The organism is Rhizobium sp. CFBP 13644, from assembly GCF_014842165.1.
Classification (GTDB): domain Bacteria; phylum Pseudomonadota; class Alphaproteobacteria; order Rhizobiales; family Rhizobiaceae; genus Agrobacterium; species Agrobacterium tumefaciens_C.
Genome location: NZ_JACYVF010000009.1, coordinates 128,865 through 146,644 on the forward strand (window position 1 = coordinate 128,865; position 17,780 = coordinate 146,644).

Annotated in this window: 16 protein-coding genes and 1 tRNA gene; 10 read left to right on the top strand and 7 right to left on the bottom strand. The window is 54.5% G+C overall.

The annotated features are described in order from the left end of the window. Positions 1–324: 324 nt before the first annotated feature. From IFT53_RS19935 to IFT53_RS19950, 4 genes are all read left to right on the top strand, one after another. Positions 325–1,518 carry an N-acetylmuramoyl-L-alanine amidase gene (locus IFT53_RS19935; RefSeq protein WP_244656368.1) on the top strand — a complete coding sequence of 398 codons (1,194 nt, stop codon included), beginning with the start codon at positions 325–327 and terminating at the stop codon, positions 1,516–1,518. 326 nt (positions 1,519–1,844) lie between these two features. After that, the gene (locus IFT53_RS19940; RefSeq protein WP_192066421.1) at positions 1,845–4,280 is read left to right on the top strand and encodes a penicillin-binding protein 1A; all 2,436 of its coding nucleotides are present in this window, start codon (positions 1,845–1,847) and stop codon (positions 4,278–4,280) included. Between the two features lie 109 nt (positions 4,281–4,389). After that, a protein-coding gene (gene prfB, locus IFT53_RS19945; RefSeq protein ID WP_192066420.1) for a peptide chain release factor 2 occupies positions 4,390–5,521 on the top strand; the annotation gives its coding sequence in 2 pieces (ribosomal slippage) (positions 4,390–4,458 and positions 4,460–5,521; 1,131 coding nt in all). A gap of 80 nt (positions 5,522–5,601) precedes the next feature. Then, the gene (locus tag IFT53_RS19950; protein WP_192066418.1) at positions 5,602–6,072 is read left to right on the top strand and encodes a cysteine hydrolase family protein; all 471 of its coding nucleotides are present in this window, start codon (positions 5,602–5,604) and stop codon (positions 6,070–6,072) included. Between the two features lie 8 nt (positions 6,073–6,080). Here IFT53_RS19950 and IFT53_RS19955 read toward each other — a convergent pair whose 3' ends face one another. Both IFT53_RS19955 and IFT53_RS19960 read right to left on the bottom strand, forming a co-directional pair. Then, positions 6,081–6,563 carry a hypothetical protein gene (locus IFT53_RS19955; RefSeq protein WP_192066648.1) on the bottom strand — a complete coding sequence of 161 codons (483 nt, stop codon included), beginning with the start codon at positions 6,561–6,563 and terminating at the stop codon, positions 6,081–6,083. Between the two features lie 8 nt (positions 6,564–6,571). Then, positions 6,572–7,345 carry an NAD kinase gene (locus IFT53_RS19960; protein ID WP_042619569.1) on the bottom strand — a complete coding sequence of 258 codons (774 nt, stop codon included), beginning with the start codon at positions 7,343–7,345 and terminating at the stop codon, positions 6,572–6,574. Positions 7,346–7,518: 173 nt separating this feature from the next. Between IFT53_RS19960 and IFT53_RS19965 the strand changes: the two genes are divergently transcribed. Then, the gene (locus tag IFT53_RS19965; RefSeq protein WP_192066416.1) at positions 7,519–8,430 is read left to right on the top strand and encodes a PhzF family phenazine biosynthesis isomerase; all 912 of its coding nucleotides are present in this window, start codon (positions 7,519–7,521) and stop codon (positions 8,428–8,430) included. Positions 8,431–8,826: 396 nt separating this feature from the next. Further along, the gene (locus IFT53_RS19970) at positions 8,827–9,075 is read left to right on the top strand and encodes a hypothetical protein (RefSeq protein WP_192066415.1); all 249 of its coding nucleotides are present in this window, start codon (positions 8,827–8,829) and stop codon (positions 9,073–9,075) included. Between the two features lie 113 nt (positions 9,076–9,188). Here the strand turns inward: IFT53_RS19970 and IFT53_RS19975 are convergent, their stop codons facing one another. From IFT53_RS19975 to IFT53_RS19985, 3 genes are all read right to left on the bottom strand, one after another. Beyond that, the gene (locus tag IFT53_RS19975; protein WP_192066413.1) at positions 9,189–9,374 is read right to left on the bottom strand and encodes a hypothetical protein; all 186 of its coding nucleotides are present in this window, start codon (positions 9,372–9,374) and stop codon (positions 9,189–9,191) included. Between the two features lie 231 nt (positions 9,375–9,605). Next, positions 9,606–9,749, bottom strand: coding sequence for a DUF1127 domain-containing protein (locus tag IFT53_RS19980; RefSeq protein ID WP_042619564.1), 144 nt, complete (start codon positions 9,747–9,749; stop codon positions 9,606–9,608). Positions 9,750–10,081: 332 nt separating this feature from the next. Next, positions 10,082–10,228, bottom strand: a complete 147-nt coding sequence (locus tag IFT53_RS19985) for a DUF1127 domain-containing protein (protein WP_082249962.1) — start codon at positions 10,226–10,228, stop codon at positions 10,082–10,084. A gap of 478 nt (positions 10,229–10,706) precedes the next feature. Here IFT53_RS19985 and IFT53_RS19990 point away from each other — a divergent pair. The 3 genes from IFT53_RS19990 to IFT53_RS20000 all read left to right on the top strand — a co-directional run bounded on the left by IFT53_RS19990 (position 10,707) and on the right by IFT53_RS20000 (position 13,562). Next, positions 10,707–10,791, top strand: a tRNA-Leu gene (locus IFT53_RS19990). Between the two features lie 192 nt (positions 10,792–10,983). After that, positions 10,984–12,459, top strand: coding sequence for a trigger factor (tig, locus tag IFT53_RS19995; RefSeq protein ID WP_192066647.1), 1,476 nt, complete (start codon positions 10,984–10,986; stop codon positions 12,457–12,459). Between the two features lie 446 nt (positions 12,460–12,905). Next, complete coding sequence (locus IFT53_RS20000) at positions 12,906–13,562, top strand: hypothetical protein (protein WP_192066411.1); 657 nt, start codon at positions 12,906–12,908, stop codon at positions 13,560–13,562. A 120-nt stretch (positions 13,563–13,682) separates the two neighbouring features. Here the strand turns inward: IFT53_RS20000 and sthA are convergent, their stop codons facing one another. Both sthA and IFT53_RS20010 read right to left on the bottom strand, forming a co-directional pair. Further along, positions 13,683–15,095, bottom strand: a complete 1,413-nt coding sequence (gene sthA / locus IFT53_RS20005; RefSeq protein ID WP_192066645.1) for a Si-specific NAD(P)(+) transhydrogenase — start codon at positions 15,093–15,095, stop codon at positions 13,683–13,685. A 243-nt stretch (positions 15,096–15,338) separates the two neighbouring features. After that, positions 15,339–15,875 carry a DUF1003 domain-containing protein gene (locus IFT53_RS20010; protein WP_192066409.1) on the bottom strand — a complete coding sequence of 179 codons (537 nt, stop codon included), beginning with the start codon at positions 15,873–15,875 and terminating at the stop codon, positions 15,339–15,341. 223 nt (positions 15,876–16,098) lie between these two features. Here IFT53_RS20010 and IFT53_RS20015 point away from each other — a divergent pair, with 223 nt between their 5' ends. Next, entirely contained in the window at positions 16,099–17,778 is a 1,680-nt protein-coding gene (locus IFT53_RS20015; RefSeq protein WP_192066408.1) for an NAD+ synthase, read from the top strand. The last annotated feature ends 2 nt before the right edge of the window (positions 17,779–17,780 follow it).

Consider the following 17,780-nt stretch of genomic DNA (forward strand, 5'->3'; position numbering starts at 1 on the left):
CGGGCATCGATCCCGTCAACACTTTTAACCCTCATTCACGTTGTATGTTCTATCTGTCATAATAGCAATAGGGCGGCTAAATATGCCATATCGTTGATGGAATTTCGCAGTTAAGAATTGCTTCACCAATGGCTGTGATTGTTGCACGCGGGCCTAATTCCGGCCTCTGTGAGCAGTTGGAACGGCCTGTTTCGCTGATAAAATATTCTCTTGCGTGACAAAAATTCAGATACGGAAATGATTTTGGCGACCACAAAAACATCGATTATCACGAGCTGCGTGTCTCAATTCAGGGTTTTGTCCGCGCGAATCGGTCAGGCCCTGTTGCTTGCATCGATTTGCATTTTTTGCAGCGCCACCTCGGGTCATTCTCAGGAGAAGACGCCAGCGCTGGTTGTTAGCAAAGCACGCATCATCGGGGATGAGGCGCGCACCCGCATCGTCATGGAGTTTAACCAGCAGCCGGAATTCGAAGTCCACTATCTCGATTCTCCAGCTCGCATCGTTGTCGATTTCCCGGCCGTCGGCTTTTCCTTCCCCACAAACGACCTGGCCCCGACAGGGCTTTTCAGCGATATCCGATTTGGCAATATGGGTGAGGGCCGTGCGCGCCTTGTTCTGACGGCCAAGAAGCCAGCGCAGGTTGTTATCGCTGAAGCCAAGGCGGAAAATGGAGCGCAGGTTTTTCCCTTCGTTCTGGATGCTGAGGTAACGACGAAGCAGAAATTTGCAGACCTGCTGAAAAATCAGAACTGGCAGGCACTTGCGCCAGCGACAACAGCATCTGTAACCTCTGAAGTGGCGCCGAAAACGTCGCGCCAATCCGAGTTCGTCATTGCTGTCGATGCCGGCCATGGCGGCATTGATGCAGGCGCCAAGGGTGCGACCACGGGAACGGACGAAAAGGTCATCACGCTGACCTTCGCCAAGCAATTGGCTGATAGGCTGAACAAGATACCGGGAATCAAGGCTTTCCTGACCCGTGACGATGATACGTTTTTGGCGCTTTCCGAGCGCGTTGTCCTTGCGCGGCAAGAGAATGCCAATCTCTTCATTTCCGTTCATGCTGACACCCTGAAACAGAAAGGTATTCGCGGCGCGACTGTCTACACGATCTCCGATCGCGCCTCCGACAGGATGGCGCAGGATCTGGCCGAGCGAGAAAACCTTTCAGACCAGATTGCGGGCGTGACTGTGCAGCACGAACGTCCTGAGGTCGCAGATATTCTGCTTGATCTCACCCGACGCGAAACTCAGGCATTTTCCGTTACCCTGGCTGAGAACATCGTGAAATCTTTTGAAGGTCAGATCGGCCTCATCAACAATCCGCATCGATTTGCTGGTTTTCAGGTGCTGCGGGCGCATGATGTGCCGTCTGTGCTGCTAGAGCTCGGGTTTCTGTCCAATCCTGATGACGAGAAACTGCTGTTGGATGAAGCGTGGCGGGCAAAGGTGGCTGAGACGCTGGCAACCGCAGTGACACGCTACCGCGCTCAGGCAATGGCGAACGGCGGTTAGACATGCTTGCGGCTGCATCACGCTTTCGTGTGTTCTGTGCGCATTTACTCCAAAAAAGCATTCAAGTCTGGATGATCTCCCCGAGGAAATAGGCGTAAAGCCCTATTTTACTCACATTCCCCACGTTACTCTCGGTTGAGATTCGATGCCTACGCTGTACCTTTTTTGTTAAGCAGGAGACGCAGTCCGCTATAACAATGCGGACAATGCTTCAACTGGCAGCTTGTCATCGATGATGCGGTGTGCAAAACGGCACGCTATATGCAAGAATGTGCGCATAACTGCGGGCGCAACCCTTTGCGATTCGAAGTATCGGTAGCTTTAATATGATCAGACTTATTGGATATTTCTTCGGCTTGGCCAGCATGCTGTTCCTTGTGGCAGCTGGTGGTGTTGCCATCTATCTGGTGACGATCACGAAGGATCTTCCCGATTATGCTGTGCTGAGCAGTTACGAGCCGCCGGTCACGACCCGCATTCACGCCGGTAACGGTGCGCTGATGGCGGAATATGCCAAGCAACGGCGGTTGTTTCTGCCCATCCAGGCTGTTCCTGATCGTGTGAAGGCTGCATTTCTTTCGGCAGAAGACAAGAATTTCTATCAGCACCCCGGCATCGACGTGACAGGTTTTGCCCGTGCAGCCGTTGCCTTTGCAACAGGTGGCCCCACGCAGGGTGGTTCGACCATTACCCAGCAGGTGGCCAAGAACTTCCTGTTGACCAATGAACAGACGATGGAGCGCAAGGCGAAAGAAGCGGTTCTTTCGTTCCGCATCGAGCAGGCCTACAGCAAGGACAAGATCCTCGAACTGTATCTCAACGAGATTTTCTTCGGGTTGAACTCCTACGGTATCGCTAGTGCGGCGTTGACCTATTTCAACAAATCCGTGACGGAACTGACAATTGCCGAGACCGCTTATTTGGCCGCGCTGCCAAAGGGTCCTGCGAACTACCATCCACTTCGCCGTGAAAAAGCGGCGCTGGAACGCCGTAACTGGGTTATCGATCGTATGGCCGAAAACGGCTACATCACCCAGGCAGACGCTGCTGACGCCAAGACACAGCCGCTGGGCGTAAACATTCGCACAGGCGGCGCACGTCTTGCTGCATCCGACTACTTCTCCGAAGAAGCCCGCCGCCAGATCGTTGAGAAATACGGCGAGAAGGCTTTGCTCGAAGGTGGCCTTTCCGTCCGCACGTCGTTTGATCCCGTCATTCAGATGGAAGCTCGCAAGGCTTTGCAGGATGGTCTCCTTGATTATGACGAGCGCCGCGGATTTCACGGACCCATCGACCAGATCGATACGTCAGGCGATTGGGCGGCGGCACTTTTGAAGCTGAAGCCGCTGCGTGACGTGCCAGAATGGAAAATGGCCGTTGTGCTTGCTGCCACGGCTGACGGTGTCGACATCGGACTTCGTCCGGATGGAGATAGCGAAAATCCTGATCTGCGCAGCCGTGGTCGGATCAAGCCTGAGAACATGAAGTGGGCCTATCGAGACGCAAAAGGCCAGCGTGCGACCGCCAAATCTCCAGCAGGGGTTTTGAAGACGGGTGACGTTGTGTACGTCGAGCCTCTTTCCGACAAAGGCGATGCGTTCCGCCTTCGTCAGCCGCCAAAGGTTCAGGGCGGCATGGTTGTCATGGACCCCCATACGGGTCGTGTTCTGGCAATGGTGGGCGGCTTCTCCTACGGTCAGTCTGAATTCAACCGCGCAACGCAGGCCATGCGTCAGCCGGGTTCATCTTTCAAGCCGTTCATCTATGCAGCCGCTCTGGACAATGGCTATACGCCTGCTTCTGTTGTCATGGATGCGCCCCTTGAAGTCGTTTCCGGTGGTCAGGTCTGGCGGCCGCAGAACTATGGTGGTGAATCCGCTGGTCCATCGACACTGCGTCTGGGCATCGAGAAATCGCGTAACCTCATGACTGTGCGGCTTGCGCAGGATATGGGCATGAACCTGGTTGCGGAATATGCGGAGCGCTTCGGTATCTACGACAAGATGCCGCCGCTGCTTGCGATGTCGCTCGGCTCTGGCGAAACCACTGTCATGCGCATGGTTTCTGCCTACTCGGTCATCGCGAATGGTGGAAAGCAGATCAATCCGACCGTGATTGACCGCATTCAGGACCGTTACGGCAAGACGATTTTCCGCCACGAAGAGCGTGGCTGTGAGAGCTGCAACGCGCCACGCTGGCAGAACCAGGATGAACCCGAGATCGTTGATAATCGCGAGCAGGTTCTCGACCCGATGACGGCGTATCAGACCACGTCAATGCTCGAGGGCGTTGTTCAGCGCGGTACTGCCGCTGGCAAGATCAAGGTCGATCTTCCGGTTGCTGGCAAGACCGGCACAACAAATGACGAAAAGGATGCATGGTTCGTCGGTTACACGCCGGACATGGTCGCTGGCCTATACATCGGTTTTGACAGCCCGGCCCCCCTTGGTCGCGGCGGTACCGGCGGTTCGCTGGCCGCACCTATTTTCGGCGAATTCATAGCGCAGGCTGCAAAACACATGCCGGCCAGCAAGTTCATCGTGCCCAATGGCATGCAGTTCGTGGCCGTCAACAGAAAGACGGGCATGGCGGCGAATGAGGGCGAGCCTGACACGATCATGGAGGCCTTCAAGCCAGGCACGGGGCCAGCCAGCAGCTTCTCCGTCATTGGCATGGATGGGGCAATGTCGCAGGAAGATATTCTGCGCGCTTCTCCTCAAGCCCAGCAGGCCATTACTGGCGGCGGCGGCGGCCTCTATTAAAATCATTGAATGGAAAGCCGAGGGGCGTGGGCTTTACATCCGCGCCCCTCGCATTTATTCAGCGAGCAAAATACAATTCCAAATTCCATGAAAGCGAAGTATCTGCGAAATGCGCAATGAGATCGTGAACATCGTCGACGAAATCAAGCAGGCCATAAGCCTGCTGAGGAGGCATCTTTGACTGGGACCAGGCGATAAGACGACTGGACTGGTTGAACAATAAGGCAGAGGACCCGAACCTCTGGAACGACGCCACAGAGGCGCAAAAGCTGATGCGCGAGCGCCAGCAACTCGATGAATCGATCAATGGCGTGAAACTGCTTGAACAGCAGGTCAACGACAATATTGAGTTGATCGAAATGGGCGAGGCTGAAGGCGATGCCGATATCGTCAAGGAAGCTGAAGACGGTTTGAAGGCGCTGAGAAGCGAAGCAAACCGCCGTCAGGTGGAGGCCATGCTATCAGGTGAAGCAGATAGCAACGATACCTATGTCGAAGTGCATTCGGGCGCTGGTGGCACGGAAAGCCAGGACTGGGCCAACATGCTTTTGCGCATGTATACTCGTTGGGCCGAGCGTCAGGGCTTCAAGGTTGAAATTCTCGAAATTCACGATGGCGAAGAAGCGGGTATCAAATCCGCAACGATCCTCGTCAAAGGCCACAATGCTTTCGGCTGGATGAAGACCGAGTCGGGCGTTCACCGCCTTGTTCGTATCTCGCCTTACGACAGCAATGCGCGACGCCATACATCCTTCTCGTCCATCTGGGTTTACCCAGTGGTTGATGATTCGATCCAGATCGATATCAATGAAAGCGATTGCCGCATCGATACATATCGTTCGTCCGGCGCGGGTGGACAGCACGTTAACACCACCGACTCGGCTGTTCGTATCACGCATATTCCAAGCGGCATCGCTGTTGCCTGCCAGCAGGAACGTTCGCAGCACAAGAACCGCGCCAAGGCGTGGGAAATGTTGCGCTCACGTCTCTATGAGGCTGAACTGATGAAGCGGGAAGCCGCTGCCAATGCGCAGGCTGCCTCCAAGTCCGACATCGGCTGGGGCCACCAGATCCGCTCTTACGTGCTGCAGCCTTATCAGTTGGTCAAGGATCTGCGCACGGGCGTTGAAAGCACCGCACCTGGCAACGTGCTGGACGGCGAATTGAACGAGTTCATGGAAGCTGCGCTGGCACACCGCATCAGCGGCGGTGCTGATGTTGAGGTTGCTGACATCGATTGATCGGACGTCAAAAGCCTTACTGAAAATGCGCCTCCTGCGATTGATATCGCGGGAGGCGTTCGTGTTTTGAGAGGTGTGAGATGAAGCAGGTTCTTTATATCGTTGATATCCAGCCAAGCTTTAACCCGCCAGTGGAGCTGGTGGACAAGATCAAGAAGCTTGTGAAACTCATGCCGAGCGTTGCCAGTGTCGAAAGGCACGATGAGAGCATCACACCCTTTGAAAGCCAGTTGGGCTGGAAACCGGCACCCTCGGACGAGAGCCTGATTGCCGCAGATCGCGTCTTCATAAAATACGGTTACGCGCCGCCGAAAGAGGCTGTCGATTACCTGCTATCGCTAGAAGTGGACCGCGTTCTCGTTTGTGGAATTCAGGCCGACACCTGCGTGCTGGCCGCTGGATTTTCGTTTTTCGACGCCGGGTTACGTCCTACATTGCTGCCCTGGCTGACGGTCGGTTCCAGCCTCGACCGCAGCGGTGCGCTGGGTGCTCGCCTTTGGAAGCACCATTTCCGAGAAGCCCTGAGCGGACCCGAGGACTTAGGCCTCTAAGGTCGCAGTCAGTTGGACGCTTTTTCGATCTTCATGTCGCCCAGTTCATCGATCAGAACCGTCCATGCATCCGCATCTTTCTGGTCAGGCTTTGTCTTGAGGTGCACGGTTACGAAAAGTCCGGGAACAGCCGGCGCGCCGGTTGAGCTTTCAGGCCGGATGTCAGTCACGTAAGCTTTCATCTGCGTGAACTCTTCAAGTTCCACCGTCTCGACCAGACTTGGCCCACCCGCCGTATAGGCTATCTGCTGAAGATAGATTTTCGCCGTGCCGTCTGGCTGGCGCATGGCGACCACCTTGTAATAGCCCCGCGTTGGTTCGCCCTTCTTGTCCGCGTTCGCAGCGGGGGCGGTCTCCTGCTCCCAAAGGCCGCTGCTCGCCACGAAAATGGTAGAGACGGGCAGGGAGGCAATCTCGGCGTTCTGAGACTGTGCATTGGCAGTGCAGATGCTGGCAAGGAGCAAGCTGGTGGTGAGAAGGGTTTTCATCATCATGAATCTCAATTCGTAAACTGTTCAGCCAGCACCCTGTCTGACCAGGACCGGTCTGGATCGGACAGGATTTTCGCGGTCCTGTCTTCGGATTGCGCAATCCGCACGCTTTGCACCGATTTGACTTCGGTGTGGTCGGCAACGGCGTTGACCGGGCGCTTATCGCTCTCGATCACGTGCACATCCACAGTGACCTTGTTGGGCAACAGCGCGCCACGCCAACGACGGGGACGAAAGGCACTGACCGGCGTCAATGCGAGAAGCGGTGATTCGAGCGGCAATATCGGCCCGTGGGCTGAGAAGTTGTAGGCAGTGGAACCAGCGGGGGTGGCAACCATCATTCCATCGCAGATCAGTTCTTCCAACCGCGTCTTGCCATCCACATCAACGCGCAGTTTTGCGGCCTGATGAGACTGGCGGAACAGACTGACTTCATTCATTGCGAGTGCGGAGAATTCATCGCCGTTGGTATCTATTGTCGTCATGCGAAGTGGATGGAAATCGTTGCCCGTGGCAACCGCGATGCGTCTGCGAAGCCCTTCGATTCGGTAATCATTCATCAAAAAACCAACAGAGCCGCGATTCATTCCATAGACGCGCTTTCCGGAATTCATGGTCTCATTCAGCACCTGCAGCATGAAACCATCACCGCCAAGCGCGACGATGACATCGGCCTCTTCAAACGGCGTATTGCCGTAATGCTCCACAAGCTCATCGCGCGCAGCTTGCGCATTGTCGGTGGTCGAGGCTACGAAACACAGACTCTCAGTTGAACGCGACATTCCGTCACCCCTGTTGATGGCCTTTGGTACATGAAGACCTGCTGTTAGGACAAGCTCTTTAAAGCAGGCCGTGCATTCATGAGCTTCTTCTCAACGAGTGCACAAACAGGGTTGCAGAGGCTTGTGAGGTCAGGCAGTTTGCGGATGAACGAGAGCGGCCCAAGGAGTGGGATGTGGCGATAAGTTATAGTATCTACGATGTCTTCACGCGCCAAAAGCTGGCCGGGAACCCTCTTGCTGTCATGTTTGGTGCGGATGCGCTGGACGATGTGACCATGCAGGCCATCGCGCGCGAGATGAACCTGTCTGAAACGGTTTTCATCACGACATCCGCCAACCCCGCCCACGCTGCATCCCTGCGCATATTCACACCATCATCAGAATTACCATTTGCCGGCCACCCGACTGTGGGTGCGGCCATCGCCATTGCGGAGAAAAACCACGGTGGTGGTGATGCAGATATGGTGACAGTGCTGGACGAGAAGGTCGGGCCAGTCCGCTGCGCTATCCGCATTCGTCAGGGAGAGGCCAGTTTTGCCGAATTCGATCTGCCGCGTAAGTCCTCGCGTGTGCAACTGCCGGTGAACAGCGCGGAGCTTGCCGACGCAATTGGTCTTGCCGAATCCCAGCTGGGCTTCGAGAATCACGTGTCTTCCATTTGGACGGCCGGAGTGCCGTTCCTGACCATACCCGTGCATAATCTCGCTGCGATGGAAGAGGTGGATTTTGATGCCGGGCTGTGGATCAAAAACGCGCCTCTGGTCGAGGGCAGGCTGACCTCTGCCTATCTCTATTGTCGCGGTGGCGTGAACCATGCGGCAAAGTTTCATGCCCGCATGTTCTCGCCTGATATGGGCATTCCAGAGGATCCGGCGACCGGCTCCGCAGTTGCAGCACTCTCAGGAGCGATCCACCATTTTGACAGATTGGCAGATGGGCACTACCCGATGCTAATTGAGCAGGGTGTTGAAATGGGACGCCCGTCTCATATCCATCTCGTGATGGATGTGAAGGAAAACGAGATTTCCCGTGCCAGAATCGGCGGACATGCCGTACGTATTGCAGCTGGAACACTCGATATCTAGAATTTTTGCCCAAATACTATTATTCATTAGAATCCAATCACGGATTCGTGAGTGGATATTCTGCATTTGCTGTATGTTTTGTTAACCTTTGCTTAGCTGCAGCAGGAACTAAAGCCCGCGCCTTCCGTTCTATTTCGCGAAGGAGAGCAGGCATGATGTCTCAAAACAGTTCCGGAACTCGACGCATATTACAGGCTGCCAACAGCGCCTCTGCGTCCGTGTATAAACCGATCATAATTCCTCTGCGAGGAACTTATGTTGCGATGATCTTCCGACGCTCTCTGAAAAGCAAATATGAACCCAGTAAAGCCTGAGCATTTCCTCTTTCCCAGAGGAAATTCACAAAGCGCACACGCATTCAATTCGAGCCGTAACCCACAAAGAATGGAGAATGACATGAAGCCTATTCTCATCATTGTAGCCATGATCGGTTTTTCAGCTTCCGCAGCAATGGCCGATAGTCTGATCACAAAAAATGTCGACTCATCTTTTCCCGTTGATCGTGAATTCAAAACCGCCAGCATCGCAACACCGACAGACCCAGCTGAGAAGCCAATTAAAATACTGAGGAAGACAGATCGTTTGCCTGGTCTCACAGAGACCGCAACCGCGTCTCCGCAAGCAGCCCTCCAGCGCATGCGATAACGACCATGATACTAGTGCTATTCTAGTGATCCCGCGCGGAGGAACCTCCGAGGCGGGATTTTTTCTGCCATGAAACGACTAGCTGCACAGATGCGGCAGCCTTGGGCCTTGGGTCAGCTGTCCAACCGAAGCGAAAGCTGTCTGCCGCCATTTTTCTTGAGAATGTAAAGCGGCTTGATGGTCATCACTTCCGTGCGCCGTTGCAGTTCACGTCTACGTTCCAGCGCTCTTTCACGCAGGCTGCGTGACTGGGCGACGATGGACATGGCATTTTCAATGGTCTTATCTGCTGCGGTCATTGCTGCAACTCCATATGTTCACTTTATGTTCTCATATTAGAATTGAATTGTCAAGCGAGGGGCTGATTCTCGGATGTAGCAGGGATGAGATGACTCGGCTGGAGTGCCCGTCGCGAGCCATATGGATCGTAGAATCAAAAACGGCGCCAGAGGCGCCGTTTTTGATTACCTGTCGCTCAGTCATTTCCGCGTTCTTGGGAGGACGGTCGAGGAAATGACTCTGTACGCTGATTAGCGGAACGAACGGGAAGCAACGTTGCGGATGTCGTAACGTGTCAAGCCAATGTCGCTGAGGGCCTGGTTGGAGAGGCTGCCGAGTTCATTCATTGTACGGCGGTAGCTCATCCAGTTTTTTGCGATACGGATAGGGTTCATGGTCGTTTCCTCGATCTTTGTTCGATTTATCTCGAATGGGTCTGCAGCGATGCACATTTGGGCGTTTGCTGCTGTTGATGTGTATATACATAAGGAGATCGAGGAAGTGGAGTGCAGTTTTTAGGCGACTGCCATGCGTTTGTGCAATGTGTCGGCTATTTTTGCACCTTTGTGGCGGTCGCGCATGTTTTTTAGGCGTTCAATTTGACCAACGTTTATGGTTTGGTTTCAGAAAGACTGCAGACAAAGAAAAAGGCCCCGGAGCCGAAGCTCGAGACCTTTTTTCAAAGCTGAATGTGTCGTGGCTAACGCCACTCACAAGCAGTTTATATTTAGATGCCGACTGCTGTGCGTGCTACGCGGCGGATGTCGCTGCGTCCAATGCCCAGGTCGTTCAGTTCGCGGTCGCTCATGCGGCCAAGTTCAGTTACAGTCTGACGATACTTGCGCCAGTTGTTCAGCGAGCGAGTGATGTTCATGATCGTTTCCTTTGGTTATCTGCGCCGCTTGGGATCGGCGTTCAACTCATTTCCTGACGCCGAATATAATCGGTTTAATAAAAACAAAAACAGACAATGAAGTATGCCACCTATGCGCTGAGTGCATTGCATGCCTCAAATTGAGTGGTTAAGTCTTCGTAAATGCATAATTTGACGGCACCTTGTGGGCGTCGAGGCTGTTTAGTCGCGGATAAGATGTGTTTTTCGGCTTTGCACTCGGCTACTACGTCGGGGCCCGGCTGGTTGATCGAGCTGCGGTCTGGATGACTGGCAATGAAGACGATAGCGATGAGGCGAGGGGTGTTTGCTGCAATTTCCGCTGCATGGATCATCCGGTTAAGCAAATAGCCACGTAAAACCGTCATTTTTCCTTTGCGCTCCAGAAAACGGGTGATATAGAGACGCGCGCTCCGGAAGGCATTTCGTGCCGGATGTTGTTTATGCAGGATTCAAGAGCGCGGGTATGGCGGAATTGGTAGACGCACCAGATTTAGGTTCTGGCGACGAGAGTTGTGGGGGTTCGAGTCCCTCTACCCGCACCACATGAATCGCCGAGAGGCATGCGTGATGTATCTGCATCGCCGCCTCTTTGGCTCAAGCGCAGTTTTTGCTCGGCAAAATGCTTGTGCATGCAGTTTATATAGTTACGGCCGGTGAATTTAGGTTCCGGCGCTGTGCTCGAACGTAAACCAACGGCTGTCTGAGCACCGCCGCCATGATGTGAAGGTATGAAAATGCAGGTTATCGAAACGCTGGCTGAAGGGCTGAAGCGCGAAATCAAGGTCGTTATTCCGGCCGCAGATATGAAGTCTCGCCTTGACGAGCGCCTGGTTGACGCCAAGGACAAGGTTCGCATCAACGGTTTCCGTCCAGGCAAGGTGCCACTCGCACATCTCAAGAAGATGTATGGCAAGTCCATCATGGCTGACCTCGTTAACGAGCTTGTTCGCGACAAGCCGTCTGAAATCATTTCTGGCCGTGGCGAAAAGTCTGCAACGCAGCCTTCCATCTCCATGACCGAAGATCAGGACGAAGCTGACAAGATTCTCGCAGCGGAAGCCGATTTCGAATTCAACCTGGTTTATGAAGTCATTCCGGCTATCGAACTGAAGTCGAACGACGGCATCAAGGTTACGCGCGAAGTTGTTGAAGTGACCGAAGATGAAGTCAACGAGCAGATCCTCAAGATCGCCGAAAGCGCTCGCACTTACGAAACCAAGGCTGGCAAGGCCGCCGAAGGTGATCGCGTGACGATGAACTACCTCGGCAAGGTCGATGGCGTTGCATTCGATGGCGGCGCTGCTGAAGATGCAGAACTCGTTATCGGTTCCAACCGCTTTATCCCTGGCTTCGAAGACCAGTTGGTTGGCGTCGAAGCTGGCGAAGAAAAGTCCATTACTGTTACCTTCCCAACAGAATATCCAGCTGCGAACCTCGCAGGCAAGGAAGCTGTTTTCGACATCACCGTTAAGGACGTAGCTGCTGCTGCCGACGTCGAGATCAACGACGAACTGGCGACAAAGCTCGGCCTCGAGTCGGTTGAGAAGCTCAAGGAAATCGTGCGCGGCCAGATCGAAAGCCAGTACACGAACGTGACTCGCCAGAAGGTCAAGCGTCAGATCCTTGATCAGCTGGACGAAGTGTACAAGTTCGAAACGCCTGCCGGTCTGGTTGACGCAGAGTTCGACAACATCTGGCGCCAGATCAACACTGATCTTGCTCAGTCCGGCAAGACCTTTGCTGATGAAGACACGACCGAAGAAGAAGCCCGCGAAGAGTATCGCAAGCTTGCTGAGCGTCGCGTTCGCCTTGGTCTCGTTCTCTCCGAAATCGGTGAGAAGGCTGGCGTAGAAGTCACTGAAGAAGAAATGCAGCGTGCGCTGTTTGCACAGCTTCAGCAGTTCCCAGGCCAGCAGAAGGAAATCCTTGATTTCTTCCGCAACACGCCAGGCGCTTCCGCTTCGCTGCGCGCTCCTATCTTCGAAGAAAAGGTCATCGACAAGTTGCTTGAGGAAATCTCGGTAACTGACAAGACCGTAACGAAGGAAGAGCTGCTGGCTGACGACGCTGAAGAAGGCGACAAGGCTGAGAAGAAGTCTTCTTCCAAGAAGAAGGCAGCTGCTAAGGCCGACGCTTCCGAAGGCGAAGAAGCCGCTCCGAAGAAGAAGGCACCTGCTAAGAAGAAGGCTGCCGAAGGCGACGCTGAGTAAGCTTCTTCCTCATCAGGATTTATGGAAAGGCCGCGGCAATTGCTGCGGCCTTTTTCGTTCGGCGGATTATTTTTCTACCAGATTCAGGCGTTAACCTGTTCGTTAACCACTGTAACAATCCAATAACATTGCACTGCACAATCCGGTTTCTGCCCCGGTCGCCCTTGTTCATCTGGCGTTCATCTGGCAGGTTAGGGCATCGATTTGCAGTGCCTCGCGCTTAAGCAAATCCGTTGCGCAAAATGCGCGGCCCGGCTTCGCCCTCAGTTCCAACTCTCCGTCTGGCGCCACCCGATGCGGCTCTGCGCCCGGTGACATAACGCGCCCTGCGGCGTGTTGATTCTACAATTCATAACGGCAGTTCCTCACGGTTCTGTCGTCGATAGCCGAATAAGGGGCGTCGCCTGTACTTGGTGGCGCACCTTCCAAAAGCTTGAGGAAGAGACATGTTTTTGAAAACAGGACACAGCGCCCTGATTGCCGCCCTTGCTGTCCTTGGCCAATGCGGATCTGCTCTTGCGCAGGAGCGCGGGTTGATCTGGGCTCCGGTAAAGAACTCCGATACCTCTTACTCCGCCCGGATTGGTGCGAAACTGCCAACGCAGACGCCCATTCGTGGCGGTCTGGAAATGGGTATGAGTGGCACAGAGAGTGGAGCGCTGGTGGATACGCCAGTGAAGCTGTGGGGCACGGTTACGATCTTGTCCTCCAACGTGCCGGGTGCCAGGGTGGCTGGCGATATTGGCGTGCTGGTCAACGCGCTGACCGGCTCCAGCGCGTGGTCAATGACATCTTCGCAAAAACGTATTGCGACGCCTGATCTGGATTTCGAATCCAATAGGAATGTAACGGTTCGTTATGATGGAACGGCGCAGCAGTGGAGCGGGCTTGATGTTTCTCAGTCGCTGCGGCTGACGCGGTCAGCAACCGGTACGGCATTTGTGCTGACCGGGGCGAGCCACGGTTCGTTTGAAGACTTCACGTCAAATGTGGGGCTGGAGCAGAAGCTCGGTGATAACCTCACCGTCTCTGGCAACTTCGCCCAGAACCAGCAGGACGGTTTCAGTCCTTCGGTCAGCGCCCGCTACAACATCAAATGGTAGGGGCGCTGAGCCTAGAGTATTTCCGGTGAACACCGGTTCACCGAAATACTCTAGCTCTTTGTTTTTACGCAATTCCGGACGCAAAACCGGTTCCCACTTTTGCTGGAATTGCTCTAGAGGTCAGACGTTCTCTTTTTTCTTGATGTCACCCATGCGATTCCAGGCGTCGAGGCCGGCAATCTTGTAGGCCTCAGCAAGTGTTGGGTAGTTGAAGGTGTTTTCGACGAAATATTCGACGGTACCCTTGAGGTTCAAAACGGCCTGTCCGATGTGAACCAGCTCCGTCGCACCTTCGCCAACGATGTGAACTCCCAGAAGGCGACGTGTCTTCTGCGAGAAGATGAGCTTCAGCAGGCCGGTGTCGAGCCCCATGATGTGACCACGCGAGGTCTCACGGAAGCGGGCAATACCACACTCGTATGGAATGCCGCGTTCTTTCATTTCCTCTTCGGTCAGGCCGCAAGTCGAAATTTCCGGGACAGCGTAGATGCCGTAAGGGAAATATTTCTGCGGCTCCATGCCGATGGCGCCGACAGCCACACGCGCAGCGATTCTGCCTTGCTCCATGGAGGTGGAGGCGAGGCTTGGAAAGCCGATGACGTCCCCCGCTGCAAAGATGCCCGGGACCGATGTCTCGAAGGTTTCAGGGTTGACCGACAGGCGGCCACGATCGTCTGCAGAAAGGCCCGCAGCTGCAAGGTTCAGTGACTCGGTTGCCCCCATGCGGCCAGCGGCAAACAGAACCATCTCCGTGGTCAGCGTACGTCCGTTGTCCAGAGTCAGCATAACCTTGCCTTCTGGCGTATGCTCGACCTTTTCAGCCTTCTGGCCAAGAAGCAGTTTCATGTTGCGGTCACGAAGCTGGTAGGTGAAGTCCTCGATAATTTCCTTGTCGATGAAGTCCAGCATGGTCGGCTTTGGATCGATCACGGTGACAGCCGTGTCCAGCGCGCTGAAAATCGTTGCATATTCTATGCCGATAACGCCGGCACCAATGACGACCATGGAGCGTGGCAGTTTCTGGATCTCCAGCAATTCATCGCTGTCGATCACCGTCTTGCCGTCAAACGGCATGTAATCCGGGCGGAAAGGACGGGTACCAACGGCAAGCAAAATGGCTTTGCCCTTGATCATCACGATCTCACCGTCATCCTTGGTGATTTCCATCGTGTCTGACGTAACAAAGGCGGCCTTGCCGCGAATATGCGTAACTCGGTTTCGCGCGAACTGGTGCTCCAGCACGTCCACTTCATGATCAAGCGTAATTAGCAGGCGGCGGCGCAGGTCATCGGCGCTGATTTCCTGCTTCACGCGGTATGAGCGACCATAGAAGCCACGTTCGCGCCAGCCGGAGAGGTTGAGCGCCGTTTCGCGCATCGTCTTTGAGGGAATTGTGCCGGTGTGGACCGATACGCCACCAACGCGTCGACCTTTTTCGATGACCAGGACCGTTTTATCGAGTTTGGCGGCCTGGATGGCTGCGCGCCTACCAGCGGGTCCGCTACCGACAACAACAAGATCATATTGGTTCATGGAGAAAACCTCGGAAAAGAATTTTGAAGGCCGGACTGAACTGTTCCAGCGCGGAGGCGTCGCTGCTCGGGAAAGCATGATGCGATCCTGAAACGGAACTGATTCCCGCGTCGCCGCACCAAGAGTGCAATGCAACAAATGCCCACGTCAATCAGTAGCGTAAAAATCTGACGGATTCGTAACTATCGACCAGAATGACGCAAAAAGATTTGCGTAATGTCGCTTTTGCTTAGCAGCACACGTCTATTTTGTCTCTTCACCTGTCTCGCGGCTGTGAAGGCGGGCGATATCGCTTCTCAATGCCGCCAGTTCTGCCAGAACTCGGTTGTCGATTTTCTCATGAAGTGAAAGGACTTCCAATTCAGCCTTCAGATTGACCTCATAATCCTTCTCCGCATCGAATCGGTCACGTGTCGCCTGCCTGTTCTGAGACATCATGATGATGGGTGCCTGGATGGCTGCGAGCATGGAGAGAATGAGGTTGAGGAAGATAAAGGGATAAGGGTCGAAGGCATGCGATGTCAGGACGATGGTGTTGATAATAACCCATGCCATAAGAAAAACCATGAAGCTGATGATGAAGGCCCATGACCCGCCAACGCGGGCAATTTCATCCGCCAAGCGTTCTCCAAAAGACGAACCCTTGGAGAATGCGGCATTGGTATCGGTGGAAATGAGTTTTTTCTCATGCGCAATTTTCAAAATGCGCTTTTCTGCCTCTCCGATGTTTCTGGATGAGCGTGTGAAATGTGAGGCGATATATTCGGGAATTGCAGACATTGTTGGTCTCCAGTCAGCCGGGGACAATTCGAAACCTGGCGTCCACCGTTCTATCGAAATAAGCGGCTGTGCGTGTGGAATTCAAATGAATTCGCGGTAAACATCTCCATCTGCTCATGTGTGGAGTGGGTGAAGGCGGTCCCAACGTCAGTGGTTCTGTTTTTTGTGAGAGACCTTAATGGCCTGCGTTGCACCGCGGGCATCAGCGCGGTAGATAAGTGACATGAGCCAAGCACAGATTGATCCTAGTATTTTGCGGATTGCCGTCGGGCAGTTCAACCCAAACGTCGGCGATGTCGTGGGCAATCTTGCCTTGGCGCGCCAGGCCCGCGCTGATGCGGCGTCGCAGGCTGCAGACCTGCTGCTGCTCAGCGAGTTGTTCATCTCCGGTTACCCGCCGGAAGATCTGGTGTTGAAACCTGCCTTTTTGAAATCTTGCCTCAAGGCCGTGGAAGATCTGGCGGCAGACACCGCCGATGGCGGCCCGGGTATCATCATCGGCTTTCCCCGTCAGGGTGAAACAGGGCGCCATAATTCGGTGGCGCTGATTGATGGCGGCAAGATTATTGCGCTGCGAGACAAGGTTGATTTGCCGAATTACGGCGAGTTCGACGAGAAGCGCGTGTTCTCGGAAGGCTCGATTTCCGGCCCCTATAATTTCAGAGGTGTACGCATCGGTATTCCGATCTGCGAGGAAATCTGGAACGATCTTGGTATCTGCGAGACGCTGGCCGAAAGCGGTGCGGAAATTTTGCTTGTTCCCAACGGTTCGCCTTACTATCGCGGCAAGGTGGATGTGCGCCATCAGGTGGCTTTGCGCCAGGTCATTGAGAGCGGTCTGCCGCTGGTCTTCGCTAATCAGGTGGGTGGGCAGGACGAACTCGTTTTTGATGGTGCAAGCTTTGCCTTCAATGCGGACAAGACGTTGGCTTTCCAGATGAGCCAGTTCGAGACGACACTTGCCGTGACGGACTGGAAACGCACTGAAAACGGCTGGCGGTGCAGCGAAGGCCCGTTCTCGCAGATACCAGAGGGCGAGGAAGCGGATTACCGCGCCTGCATGCTGGGCTTCCGGGATTACGTCAACAAGAACGGTTTCAAAAGCGTCGTGCTCGGCCTTTCCGGCGGCATCGATTCCGCCATCTGCGCCGCCCTTGCGGTGGACGCCTTGGGCGAGGAGCGGGTGCGTTGCATCATGCTGCCCTATCGCTACACATCTGAAGACAGCCTGAAGGACGCCGCCGATTGCGCCAAGGCTCTTGGCTGCCGCTATGATATCGTTCCGATTGCCGATCCGGTGGATGGCTTCCTGTCGTCTTTGGCTGAGCTTTTCGAAGGAACGGAAGAAGGCATTACAGAAGAAAACCTGCAAAGCCGCACCCGAGGCACCATTCTCATGGCGGTCTCCAACAAATTTGGCTCGATGGTTGTCACGACAGGCAATAAATCGGAGATGTCGGTTGGATATGCCACGCTCTATGGTGACATGAACGGCGGCTTCAACCCGATCAAAGACCTTTACAAGATGCAGGTCTATGCGATTTCGGCGTGGAGAAACAGTCACGTGCCGCCAACGGCGCTTGGACCTTCGGGCGAGGTCATTCCCGCCAATATCATTTCAAAGGCACCCTCTGCCGAGCTGCGTCCCAACCAGACCGACCAGGACTCCCTGCCGCCCTATCCGGTGCTGGATGACATTCTGGAATGCCTCGTGGAACTGGAAATGTCCGTGGACGATATTGTCGCGCGCGGACATGATCTGGCGACGGTGCACCGCATCGAACACCTGCTGTATCTCGCCGAATACAAACGCAGGCAGTCTGCGCCGGGCGTGAAGATCACCAAGAAGAACTTCGGTCGTGATCGCCGCTACCCCATCACCAACCGCTTCCGGGACAGATGATG